At 71.9% G+C, this 12372-nt stretch carries 8 protein-coding genes and 1 pseudogene; 8 read left to right on the top strand and 1 reads right to left on the bottom strand.

The window, feature by feature from the left end; genetic code table 11:
• Nucleotides 1-186 precede the first annotated feature (186 nt).
• Nucleotides 187-969: a hypothetical protein gene (locus tag ACH5AO_RS11250; RefSeq protein ID WP_398923979.1), complete on the top strand. Its 783-nt coding sequence runs from the start codon at nt 187-189 to the stop codon at nt 967-969.
• 252 nt (nt 970-1221) lie between these two features.
• Complete coding sequence (locus ACH5AO_RS11245) at nt 1222-2307, top strand: cutinase family protein (RefSeq protein WP_398923978.1); 1086 nt, start codon at nt 1222-1224, stop codon at nt 2305-2307.
• A gap of 97 nt (nt 2308-2404) precedes the next feature.
• On the opposite strand, the gene ACH5AO_RS11240 is transcribed toward ACH5AO_RS11245, so the two are convergent.
• Entirely contained in the window at nt 2405-2572 is a 168-nt protein-coding gene (locus ACH5AO_RS11240) for a hypothetical protein (protein WP_398923977.1), read from the bottom strand.
• Nucleotides 2573-2805: 233 nt separating this feature from the next.
• On the opposite strand from ACH5AO_RS11240, the pseudogene ACH5AO_RS11235 reads away from it, so the two are divergent.
• The 6 genes and pseudogenes from ACH5AO_RS11235 to ACH5AO_RS11210 form a co-directional block, all read left to right on the top strand.
• Nucleotides 2806-3852, top strand: a pseudogene (locus ACH5AO_RS11235) (DUF4192 family protein); the annotation flags it as partial.
• Nucleotides 3853-4345: 493 nt separating this feature from the next.
• A complete protein-coding gene (locus tag ACH5AO_RS11230; protein WP_398923976.1) occupies nt 4346-6406 on the top strand; it encodes a glycogen debranching N-terminal domain-containing protein in 2061 nt (686 codons plus the stop codon).
• A gap of 130 nt (nt 6407-6536) precedes the next feature.
• Nucleotides 6537-7295 carry an NUDIX domain-containing protein gene (locus ACH5AO_RS11225; RefSeq protein WP_398923975.1) on the top strand — a complete coding sequence of 253 codons (759 nt, stop codon included), beginning with the start codon at nt 6537-6539 and terminating at the stop codon, nt 7293-7295.
• A gap of 111 nt (nt 7296-7406) precedes the next feature.
• The gene (locus tag ACH5AO_RS11220; protein ID WP_398923974.1) at nt 7407-9353 is read left to right on the top strand and encodes an ATP-binding cassette domain-containing protein; all 1947 of its coding nucleotides are present in this window, start codon (nt 7407-7409) and stop codon (nt 9351-9353) included.
• A 163-nt stretch (nt 9354-9516) separates the two neighbouring features.
• Nucleotides 9517-10404 (top strand): FCD domain-containing protein, encoded by an 888-nt coding sequence (locus ACH5AO_RS11215; RefSeq protein WP_361746025.1) that lies wholly within the window; start codon nt 9517-9519, stop codon nt 10402-10404.
• Nucleotides 10405-10832: 428 nt separating this feature from the next.
• Nucleotides 10833-12362: an RNA polymerase sigma factor gene (locus ACH5AO_RS11210; protein ID WP_398923973.1), complete on the top strand. Its 1530-nt coding sequence runs from the start codon at nt 10833-10835 to the stop codon at nt 12360-12362.
• The last annotated feature ends 10 nt before the right edge of the window (nt 12363-12372 follow it).

The following is a 12372-nucleotide window of genomic DNA, read 5'->3' as shown; positions in this document are numbered from 1 at the left end:
TGCGCCGACGCCATGGCCGCCTGTACGGAGACCCCGACCAGCCCGGCCGCTTGATGGAGTGTGAGGAAGAGGTCCCGGTACTCACGCCGGGACCTCTTTCCTGATCACGAGGCCCTTGCCGCGCGTCTGATCTCAACTGGCACGCGGCCCCTCTTCGTTGTCAGTGGTGCATGCGAAAATCCGACCATGAGTGAAGAGGTGCGCCCCCGTATCGAGATGACGGACGACGAGGTGATCGGTGCCGCATCCATGCTGCTGGTTCAGCGCGGATACAGGGAGGCGGCTGCTCTCATGCTGGACGTGACGAGCGTCTGGATCGAGAGGCACACCGCCCACGAGGACTCCATGTCCTTCTCATATGAGAGGGAGTACCAAGAGGTCATCCTGGAGCTGGAGCCACGCCTCTTGCCCAACTCCGGTTATCTCGTCAACCACATCAAGTCGGCGTTCGAGGCCGTTGGGGCCGGCTGTGGGCGGAACATCGAGGATGTCTCGGTCCGAGAGGTCATCCCGAAGGTCGGACCGAACTGGCGGGAGCAGTTGGCCCGTGAGCTCAAGGGCGGGCACCAGACGAATCACGCCCGCAAGGTCCGGCTGGAGCCCCGGCATCCGGCCGAGGACGGTCTCCACTTCACCAACGAGTGGGAGCACCGCGTGTACCAGGTGCTCAAGGAGCAGCAGGCTTCCCTGCCGGACAACGACACCATCGGGATCATGCCCCTGGGCGCGCTGCGTGTACCGGGGCACACCTTCGAACCGGACTTCCTGATCACGTACCGAGGGCGGGTCGGTGTCATCGAGATCGACGGCCCGCACCACAAGGGCCGTGCCTCCGCCGACCGCAGCCGGGACCGGTTGTTCAAGCACGCCGGTGTCGAGGACGTGGACCGGCTGAGCGTCGAGGACAGCACGACGAAGGAAGAAGTCGAGAAGTTCGTCACCGACTTCTTGAAACATCTGGCGGGCTGAGCCCCCGCACGGCGCGTGAGTCAGGCCGCCGCTTTGGGCGGTCACCCGTTCGGCTCCGTTCAGCACACCCAAGAGGAAGGCTGCTACTTACGGTAGCGAGTGATCGCTCAACGTGTATTACGTGCAACCGAAAGTAGGTGATGGCCTGTGCAGCGACAACGTCCGTGCTCTGCGAAGACTCCGCGAATACGCACCTTCCAGCGAGCCGCTGTGATGACCGTCAGTGGCTTGCTGGCCGGTTCCATCGCTCTGATGACGCCTGGGTATGCAGCTTTCGCGCAGACCGAGGAACCCACGCCGACACACGAAGAACCGACGCCGGAGGAGACGCCGACACACGAGACGCCGACGCCGACGGAAGGTACGCCGACGCCGACGCCGACGCCGACGCCGACGCCGACGCAAGAGACGCCGACGCCCACAACCACCACGGTTGCCCCGGTGGCTCCTTCGTCGCCGCTGCCTTCCGTACCGCCAGTGGAGCCCTCGTCCGTGCCGGGCGACGAGGCCCTGGTGTGTCACGACATCGTGATCGTCTACGTCCGGGGCTTCAATGAGCCGGACGAGAATCTCGGGAAGTGGGCGGTTGACCCTCTGGTCGAGAAACTGAGTCCTTCCACCAACGTCAAAACCCTCACGATCGACTGGCCTGCCCTCCCGGATAGAGGCAACCTCGACAGAGGCAACGAAGCTCTCGTCGACTACCTGGAGAGCGAGCATCGGCAGCACCCCGACGAGTGTTTCGTCCTCGTCGGGTACTCCCTGGGAGCCAACGTCATTCAGGACTCGCTTGGTGCGGGCCCGAACGTTGTCTCTGCCGGTGTAGGGCTCAGGATTCGGGCCATCGAACTGTTTGGTAACCCGTACCGCAGGTTCGATTCGCCGCGCAGTACACCGCCCGAGTACAGGGGGCGGACTGTAGACACCTGCAACGAAAACGATCTGCTCTGTGATCCCACTTCCTCAATAGAGGTGGGCGAGGCATGCCAGGCTGCGGACCTCGGCAGCTGCGTGACCCCGGCCCACCTCGCGCCGACATATGTGAGGGAGGGGCTTGTAGAGGAGGCCTCACGAGAAACGGCATGCATCGTCGCGACCGGCCAAGCGTGTTCGACTGCCGTGGCGGCGACTCAAGGCTTGCCGCACCCGGTGGTTCCCGGTGACACGCTCTGGGATCTCGCGGTGAGCGCCTACGGCGACGGCACCAAGTGGCGGACGATCTACGACGCCAACCGGTCGCTCATCGAGGCTGCCGCGCGGGACCACGGTCACGCGTCGAGCAACAACGGCGACCTGATCTTCCCCGGCACTGCCCTGGTCGTCCCGCCTGCTGCCTGACGCATGAAGCGCGTCACGGCGCGTGAAACAGACCGATCCCCTGAGTCGATCGACATCACTTCGGCTCGGGGGATTCGTTCCGTCAGGGGCGAGTGAACTAGGTCGGTGACCCTGTTTCACGGGCCTCCTGCGCCTCGACCACCAAGGTCAAGAGGGCGGCGGCGGTGTCGCTGCCGCCCCACTTCAGGCCCGGCAGCACGTCGGCCAGGACGGAGAGATCGTCGGCGTCCAGTCGGGCGATGGTGTCGGAGAGGTCGGGAGTCATGGCGGTCACCTCCGCTTCCACCACCGACGCTACCGCCGTCAACGTTGCGTGCGACCGTCGACTTTTCCCGGTGGTTGCGGCGGGCGCAGGCTTGTTGCGGGAGATCCGGGACACTGACGGGACACGGGACACTGGAAAACACCCGAAAACAGCCGGTGACGCCGAGAGGGTTCTTCCCCAGGTCATCGCGCAGATGGCGGTATCACCGCTGGTAGTGCCAGGACACGGATTAGTACTGGTCGTACTGCTGCGACGACGAGGGCTGCTGCCCGTCCGAGGGGACACCGATGGGCCTGCCCGGTACCTCGGTGCTGGCCGCCGCCGCCACCTACGCCGGGCTCCAGGTCCGCGGCACCCTGCGCGAACTGCGCGCCAGGCTCCAGCCGTGGGAGCACTCCGCCGCCCGGGAGCAGGAGGCCGCCCTGGACGCCGCCGGCCTGGCGCTGATCCCCAGGATCCTCGACGCGGAGGGCCGGCACGAGGTCGCCGGGGAGACACTGGAGCTGGCCGAGCGGATCCTGGGCCGTCTCGCCGACGCCCCGCCCCTACCCGGCACGCTCCCGGCGGACCTGCGGGACGACGAACTGCTCGGGCACGACGAGGCCGCGGCGCTGATCCTCGGCCTGCAGGACCGCACGACCCGCGACCGCGCGGCCGAGTGGATGGAGGGCGACGAGGCGGGCCCGGCCCTTCGCCTGTGGCGCGCCCTGGCCCGCCGCTGCGTCGGGGCGTACGGCGAACACGCCGCGGCCCCCCTCACCCTCGCCGGGTGGGTCGCCTGGTCCACCGGTGACGAACTGGAGGCCCGGGAAGCACTCGCCATGGCCCTGGGCGCCGACCCCGACTACCTCTTCGCCCGGCTTCTGCACCAGGCGTGCAACGAAGGGCTCGACCCGGAGTCGATCCGCCGCTGCCTGCGGTCCGAGCGCGGGGACCGCGGGCGGGCGGCGCCGGACGGGACGGCGGCCGTGGCCACGGAGCCACCGGTTGCCGAACCCGCGGTTCCGGACCCCGAAGCGGCCCCCCTGCCCCGCCGGCGCCGCGCCCGTGTGCCCTGCACCGGCATCGCCCTCCCCCGCCGGGTCCGCACGGAGGGCGGCCGACCGGGACGACGGGTCCCGCATGCGCGTACGTCGGCAGCGAGCGCCCACCCCGCGGAGGGCGGCGCGGACGAGAGCGGAACACGTCCCGGTGGCGCGCGCCCCGGTGCGGGGCGTCGCCGTGGTGCCTCGCAGCCGGGCGCGCGGACCGGTCACGGGGGCGGCGACAGGCAGGAGTGAGCGAGCTGTGACGGTGGGCCCGTTGAGCGGGACCCGGTCTTGAAGAGGCGTGGTGGGCGGTGGCGGGGGTGCTGTCCGCGCTGTGCCATCGGCGGGGAGCCTTCCCGGAGGCCCGCTCCGGACGGGCCACGGCCGTCCGGAGCGGGCGGGGAGGCCGCGCGGCCCGGCGTCGGCGAGGTGCCGCCCCACTCTCGGCTTCGCTCAAGCGGAGGCCCATGAGCGGGAGGCCTTCCCCCTGCCCGCCTTCATCCACTCTCGGTTCCGCTCGCGCGGGCACTCCCGTCGTCCCGAGGATGCCTCCCCGGCCGTTCAGGCACGGGGGGAGGCACGGCTCTGCCCGTGTGGGCGTGACCCGGGGACGGCTGGTTCCGTTCACCTGAGTGGCGGAACGCCTGGACGGGGCGTGACGTCGTGTTCCACCTCCACCGGCCTGACCGAAGCCTGTCGGCGACGGGCCCGCCCGAGCCACACCGAGCACAGAGAAAGCCTTCCCATGCACCAGCCGGCTCCGCCCGCACCCTTCGCCGACCGTGCCGGACCCCCGACCGGCACGCGGACGCCACTCCCACGACAGCGGGACCACCACCCCGCACGTCGGTGGCCCGCCGAGCTGCCGCCCGCGCACACCGCCATGATCTGCGTCGCCCTGCCCGGCCTTGCCGTCTCGACGGAACAGGGGCAGCAGACCGGCAGCGGGCTGGAGGGGTTCTACCGTGCGGGACGCCGTCTCCTCTCCCGGTGCCAGGTCCGCGTGGCCGGGCGGGAGCCGCTCCCGGTACAAGCGCGGATGGTGGCCGCCGACCGGGCCCGTTTCGTGGGGACGCTGCGCGTGTCCCCGCGGGACGGCGGCCCGGACCCGGATGTGGTCGTGGAGCGGACACGCTGCGCGGACGGCACGGAACGGATCACGCTGCGCAGCGCGGCCCCGCGTCCGTTGCGCCTGCCCGTCGAGGTGGCCCTCGGCACGGATCTCGCCGACCTCGGGACGATCGCCGCAGGCCGCGCGGGGCCCGAGCTGCCGGCCGATGTCCACGCCAGTGGCCTGCGCTGGTCCCGGGCCGGTGCCCGCGCGTCGGTCACGGCCGAACCGCCGCCCGCCGAGGCGCTGGCCTCCGCCGGACTGCTGCGCTGGGAGTTCGACCTTCCTCCGGGCGGCAGCACGAGCATCGAGTTGCGCATACGGCAGGACGGAGCGGCACCTCTTCGTTCCGCGGGCCGCACGGCCACGAGCCCTCTCGCCCCGGCGCGCGCCACGGGAGACGACCCGCGGGCCCCCGCCCTGCTGCGGACGAGCGTCGACGACCTCAGGGCCCTCCTGCTGCGCGACCCGGTACACCCCGCCGACCTCCACCTCGCGGCCGGCGTCCCCTGGCGCTGCGGGCTCGCCCCGGCAGAGGCCCTCGCCGCCGCCCGGATGGCCCTGCCGCTGGGCACCGGGCTCGCCGCGGGCACCCTGCGCACCCTCGCCCGCACCCAACTCCCAGGACCGGGGCCGAAGGCCGGCATGATCCCCGGCCCGTGCCGCGACGCCGGGCCCCATCTGCCTCCCGGCTGCACGGGAACGGAGGCCACGCTGCTCTTCCCGGTGCTCCTGGCCGAAGCCCGCCGCTGGGGGCTCCCCGAACACGAGACCGAGGAACTGCTTCCGGCCGCCGAACGCTGTCTGACCTGGCTGCGGAACACGGTGGGCGACGGCGCCTACCTGCCCGACCCGCAACCCGGCGGACCCGTCCGCTGCGAGACACAGGCCCAGGCCCACCGGGCGGCCCTGCTCGGCGCCGACCTGCTCGACGCGTACGGCAGACCGGGCGGCACCGGACTGCGGCAGTGGGCGCGGACCCTGCGCGGGGCCTTCCACGACGACTTCTGGATCGACGGCCCGCGCGGCGACCGGCCTGCGGCGGCCCTTGCCCCGGACGGCCGCCCCGTCCCGCACCTGGGCGCACCGGCCGCGCACCTCCTCGACACCGGGCTGCTGGCCGGGGGCGAACTCGCCCCCGGCCTCCTCGACAAGGTGCGGACCGAGCGGCTGGCGCGGCTGCTGGGCGGCCCCGACCTGGACTCGGGCTGGGGCCTGCGCGGAATGGGCGTGAAGGAAGCGGGTCACAACCCGTTCGGACACCGTTCCGGCGCCGTGCGGGTCCGCGAGACGGCGCTCGCCGTCGCGGGACTCGCGGCCGCCGGTTACGAGAAGGAGGCGACGTCCCTGCTGCGGGGCGTGCTCGGGGCGGCGGAGGCGTTCGGCCACCGGCTGCCCGAGATGTACGCGGGGGAGCAGCGGACCGAGGGGAGCGTTCCGCTCCCGCACCCGGCGGCCTGCCGCCCGGCGGCCACGGCGGCGGCCGCCGGGGTCCTGCTGCTGACCACGCTCGCGGGGATCCGCCCCGACGTCCCGGCCCGGACGGTCACGCTGCGACCGGTGCGCGGCGCCCCGCTGGGCGAGACGGTCCTGACGGGACTGCGCGTGGCGGGCGCCCCCTTCGCCGTACGGGTCAGCCGGCTCGGTCTCGCGATGGTCGAGGAAGCGGCCGACGGCCTCCGGCTGGGAGTCTGACCCGGTGGAAGACGCCTTCGCCGGACGGCGGGGAGGACGGGGGAACGGACCCGCCGGACCGGAACGGATCAGTTGGCGTCGGGACGGCGAAGGGAGTGTTTATCGTCAGGCAGACGACTATGATCGCCGCATGCCCTACGACCCGTCAGCCTTCCCGCCCTTCGCCGTCACCGTGGACCTGGTCGTGCTGACCGTACGCCGACATGCCCTGTGCGCGCTGGCGGTACGCCGGGGCGAGGCGCCGTTCCAGGGGCGATGGGCGCTCCCCGGCGGCTTCGTGCGGGCCGACGAGGACCTGGCGCAGGCGGCGGCCCGGGAACTGGCCGAGGAGACGGGGCTGCGGGTGCACGACCCCGCCATCCCCGCCCAGGACAACGGCGCTCACCTGGAACAGCTCGCCACGTACGGCGACCCCAAGCGCGACCCCCGGATGCGGGTCGTCAGCGTCGCCCACCTCGCCCTCGCCCCCGACCTGCCCGCGCCCCGGGCCGGCGGCGACGCCAGCAACGCGCGTTGGGCGCCCGTCGAGGAGCTGCTGCAGCAGGGTGGCTACGGCCGGGACGGCGAGCCGGTGGCACCGCTCGCCTTCGACCACGCCCAGATCCTGTCGGACGGGGTGGAACGCGCCCGTTCCAAGATCGAGTACTCGTCGCTGGCGACGGCCTTCTGCCCGCCCGAGTTCACCGTCGGTGAGCTGCGCCGGGTCTACGAGGCGGTCTGGGGCGTGGCGCTCGACCCGCGCAACTTCCACCGCAAGGTGACGGGCACACCGGGCTTCCTGGTCCCCACCGGCGGGACGACCACCCGGCAGGGCGGTCGTCCCGCCCAGCTCTTCCGGGCCGGTGGCGCCACCCTGCTCAACCCCCCGATGCTGCGCCCCGAGGTCTGACGCGGGACGGCCGGACCCGGCCGGCGGGCCCGGTGGAGTGGCGCCCCTCCCTCCCGTCGGCGGGGCGCGAGATGCCCGAAAAACCCGATATGGCGCGCTATCTTGCATCGGGTGATCCAGGCCACCGGACTGACCAGCAGCCCTCGCAAAGAGCTTCCGCCCGCCGTCGACGACGTCTCCTTCGAGGCGCACGCGGGCCGCGTCACCGCGTTGCTCGGAGCGCCGGGCGCCGGCAAGACGACGACGCTCCGGCTCATGCTCGAACTCCAACGCGGCCGTGGCATCACCTACTTCAGGGGCCGCCCGCTGCACCGCATCCCCCACCCCTTCCGCGAAGTCGGCGTACTGCTCGGCGATGTGCCGGGCCACCCCGCCCGCACCGTCCGCGGACACCTCCGCATGCTGTGCGCCGCCACGGGCGTCCCGGCCCGCCGGGCCGACGAAGTCCTCGAGGCGGCAGGGCTCGTGAGCCTGCGCGACGAACGCCTGGGCACCCTGTCGCGCGGCATGGACCGCCGCCTGGGACTGGCCTGCGCGCTGCTGCCGGACCCGCACACACTCGTGCTCGACGAGCCCGCGCGAGGGCTGTCCGCCGCCGAGAACCGCTGGCTGTACGGCACGCTCCGGGCGCACGCGGCCCGGGGCGGCACGGTGCTGTGCACGACGGCCGACCCGAAGGAGGCCGCACGGATCGCGGACCACGTGGTCACCCTGGAACGGGGAAGACTCGTCGCCGACCAGGCGGCGGCGGACTTCTCGCGGACCCGGCTGCGCCCCCGCGTCGCCGTCCGCAGCCCGCACGCCGCCCGCCTCTCCGCCCTGCTCGCACAGGAGGCCCGCGCCACCCGGCGGTCCGTGGAGGCCGTGCACGAGGGCGGCAACCGCCTCTGCGTCTACGGCAGTACCTGCGCGGACGTCGGTGAGATCGCGTTCCGGCACGGCATCGTCGTCCATCAACTGGCGGACGAGGTCGGAGACATGGGTCCCGGCGCCGGGGCGGGCGAACCGGCGGTGGACGAGAAGGCGTCCCCGGCCGGTGCCGACGGGGAACCCGCGCGGCCGGGACCCGGCGCACCCCCGCCCGCGGACGACACGGCACGCGATCCGGAGTACCGTCCCGGCGCCCCGGCCGGCGAAGACTCCTCCGCGTCCGTGTCCCCGTCGCAGGAGGCTCCGGACACATCCGTGGCCCAGGGAGCACACCCGGCTCCTCGAGCCCGCTCGCGCCGGGCGGCCCGCGCGCGCGACACCGGCGCCGGGCTGCCCCCTTCCGTCTCCGTCCGTCCCGCCGCCCGGCCCCTTCGCCCCCTGCGCTACGAGATCCGCCGCGCCACGGGCGTCGGTACGGGGTTCCTCGTCGGGGCGGCCGTGCTCGTCGTGTCCGCGCTCACCGCCGTACTGCTGGCGCGGGCCGGGCACACCCCGCAGCCGCGCCTGCTGGCCGCGTGGCCGAGGGAACTGCCGCTGCCGCCCGCGGCGCTCGGCGCGGGCCTGCTCGGCGCGCTGGCCTTCGGTGACGAGTTCCGCCACCCCGCGCTGGCGGCGGACCGCGGCACCGTGCCCCGGCGGCTGGGGCTGCTGACCGCCAAACTCCTCGTGGCCTCGGCCTCCGCGGCGGTGCTGGCCGTCCTGACCGTCGGGTGCGATGCCGAACTGCTCCACCTCGTCTACGGACGGGAGGTCGTCGAGGTTCCCGCCGACTGGCTGCCGCTGGGCGCGGGGTGGCTCGGCCTCGTGACCGGGTGTGCCTGCGCCGGCGTGCTGGCCGCCGGTGTGTTCCGGTCCACCACCGCCGGTCTCGCCGTCGTCGTCGCGGTCCCCCTTCTCGTCGTGCCGCTCGTGCACAAGGTGACGGAAGGGCCGGCGGCGCGCACCCCGGTCCCGCTCGCGTCGCGGCTGCGGGACGGTCTGCCGCTCCGGTGGCCCTTCGGGGGCGAACGTCATCTGGACGCGGTCCTGCGCCTGATCGCCCAACCCGTCGGTGGCGCGCTGACGTTGTCGCTGGCGGCGCTGCTGTGCGCGTACGTGTTCACCGGCCTGCGGAGCAGGGTCCGATAACGACCGTCCATGGGCACAACGGCCCGCTCCTGCCCGCAACTCACCGTAAAGAGCCCGTTCCTTTCCGATAAGGCGTCAATTGCGATGGGGTGAGCGATCACCCTTTCGTGTGCTTTTCACCAAAGACCTCAAGGGAGTTGGAAGCGGAGCCGACAAAGGATGCGTGAGTACCCTTGCGCACACCATGATGACCGCCGCCCGCTCCGCAGACTCCGGCCTCGGGAGCCCGGGCGAACTCGACCGCTACCCCTACGCCGAGGCGCCCGCCGTCGACCGCGTGGGGGGCCCCGCCTGGGACGGCGCGGATCCGGAGTTGGGTCGTGTGGGCCGGCGGGCCGCGGGCAGCCGCGGCCGCGGGCTGCACGGCCAACTCGTCCAACAGTTGGGTCAGATGATCGTTTCCGGAGACCTGGGCGCCGACCGCCCGCTGGTGCCGGAGGAGATCGGCCAGCGCTTCGAGGTCTCCCGCACCGTCGTCCGCGAGTCGCTCCGCGTCCTGGAGGCCAAGGGCCTGGTCAGTGCCCGGCCGAACGTCGGCACACGCGTGCGTCCCGTCAGCGACTGGAACCTCCTCGACCCGGACATCATCGAGTGGCGGGCCTTCGGGCCGCAGCGCGACGACCAGCGCCGTGAGCTCAGTGAGCTCCGCTGGACGATCGAGCCGCTCGCCGCCTGCCTGGCGGCCGGCCACGGACGGGAGGACGTCCAGCAGCGGCTGACCGACATGGTCGAGATCATGGGCCACGCCATGGGACAGGGCGACGCCCTGACGTTCGCCCGCGCCGACGCGGAGTTCCACTCCTTGCTCATCCAGATCGCCGGCAACCGGATGCTGGAGCACCTGTCCGGGATCGTGTCCGCCGCGCTGCAGGTCTCGGGCGGCCCGGTCACGGGCTGTGAGCGGCCGAACGAGACGTCCCTGGCGCAGCACGGCCGGATCGTCGACGCCCTCGCCGACGGCGACGGCGCGGCGGCCGAGGCGGCCATGCGCCAACTGCTCACGGTCCACCCAGAGGTGGAACGCGTGGTGCCCGCCCCCCGCGAGCACTGACCGCGTTCCGCGGACGGCGCGGTCCGGCATGCCATCCCCCTCCTGTGGCAGTGCCCCACCGATGAGCCGTCCCCCGTCGGACCCCGCGGGATCGTCGATGATCCCGCGGGGTCCGATGCCCAGAACGGCGTGGCACACTCGGAGAGGTGACCTCCTCGCCCCCGAGTGGACGCTTTCGTGATCGTATGACCGATTCCGTGTGCTTATGGGGTGTGACTCGGGCCACGCGGATTGGACGTAACGCTCCTGAGAAGAACGCGATGACCTAAGAGGTGACAGCCGCGGAGGGAATACGGACGCCGTTCATGGCGCTGTGCATCCTCCCCGGCCCTCGCCCGCACCGTCGGCCCATCCCCAAGCCGGCGGTCGGCTCCTGTCCGCCGTGGACGGGGCCGGAAGCCGTTTTCCAACGTTCCGAGAGGTTGTTCGTGTCGGCCAGCACATCCCGTACGCTCCCGCCGGAGATCGCCGAGTCCGTCTCTGTCATGGCGCTCATTGAGCGGGGAAAGGCTGAGGGGCAGATCGCCGGCGATGACGTGCGTCGGGCCTTCGAAGCTGACCAGATTCCGGCCACTCAGTGGAAGAACGTACTGCGCAGCCTCAATCAGATCCTCGAGGAAGAGGGTGTGACGCTGATGGTCAGTGCCGCAGAGCCCAAGCGCACCCGCAAGAGCGTCGCAGCGAAGAGTCCCGCCAAGCGCACCGCCGCCAAGACGGTCGCCGCCAAGACGGTGACCACACGGAAGGCCACCGCCACCGCGACTCCGGCGGCACCCGCCGCCGACCCCGCCGCCGAGGAGGAGGCACCCGCCAGGAAGGCGGCTGCCAAGAAGACGACCGCGAAGAAGACGGCCGCCAAGAAGGCGACCGTGAAGAAGACGGCCGCCAAGAAGACCACGGCCAAGAAGGACGACGCCGAGCTGGGCGACGAGGAGGTCCTCGAGGACACCAAGGTCGCGGAGGAGCCCGAGGGCGCGGAGAACGCCGGTTTCGTCCTCTCCGACGAGGACGAGGACGACGCGCCCGCCCAGCAGGTCGCCGCCGCCGGCGCCACCGCCGACCCGGTCAAGGACTACCTCAAGCAGATCGGCAAGGTCCCCCTGCTCAACGCCGAGCAGGAGGTCGAGCTCGCCAAGCGCATCGAGGCGGGCCTGTTCGCCGAGGACAAGCTGGCCAACTCCGACAAGCTGGCGCCCAAGCTCAAGCGCGAGCTGGAGATCATCGCCGAGGACGGCCGCCGCGCCAAGAACCACCTGCTGGAGGCCAACCTCCGCCTGGTGGTCTCCCTGGCCAAGCGCTACACCGGCCGCGGCATGCTCTTCCTGGACCTCATCCAGGAGGGCAACCTCGGTCTGATCCGCGCGGTGGAGAAGTTCGACTACACCAAGGGCTACAAGTTCTCCACGTACGCCACCTGGTGGATCCGTCAGGCGATCACCCGCGCGATGGCCGACCAGGCGCGCACCATCCGCATCCCGGTGCACATGGTCGAGGTCATCAACAAGCTCGCACGCGTGCAGCGCCAGATGCTCCAGGACCTGGGCCGCGAGCCCACTCCGGAGGAGCTGGCCAAGGAGCTCGACATGACCCCGGAGAAGGTCATCGAGGTCCAGAAGTACGGCCGCGAGCCCATCTCCCTGCACACCCCGCTGGGCGAGGACGGCGACAGCGAGTTCGGTGACCTCATCGAGGACTCCGAGGCGGTCGTCCCGGCCGACGCGGTCAGCTTCACACTGCTGCAGGAGCAGCTGCACTCCGTGCTCGACACCCTCTCCGAGCGCGAGGCCGGTGTGGTCTCCATGCGCTTCGGTCTCACCGACGGTCAGCCGAAGACCCTCGACGAGATCGGCAAGGTGTACGGCGTCACGCGCGAGCGCATCCGTCAGATCGAGTCCAAGACCATGTCGAAGCTGCGCCACCCGTCGCGCTCCCAGGTGCTGCGCGACTACCTCGACTAGGTCCGCCACC

Source organism: Streptomyces sp. NPDC018964, from assembly GCF_044390325.1.
GTDB lineage: Bacteria > Actinomycetota > Actinomycetes > Streptomycetales > Streptomycetaceae > Streptomyces.
The sequence above is the reverse complement of the archived record's forward strand: the minus strand, read 5'-3'. Positions and strand labels throughout refer to the sequence as shown.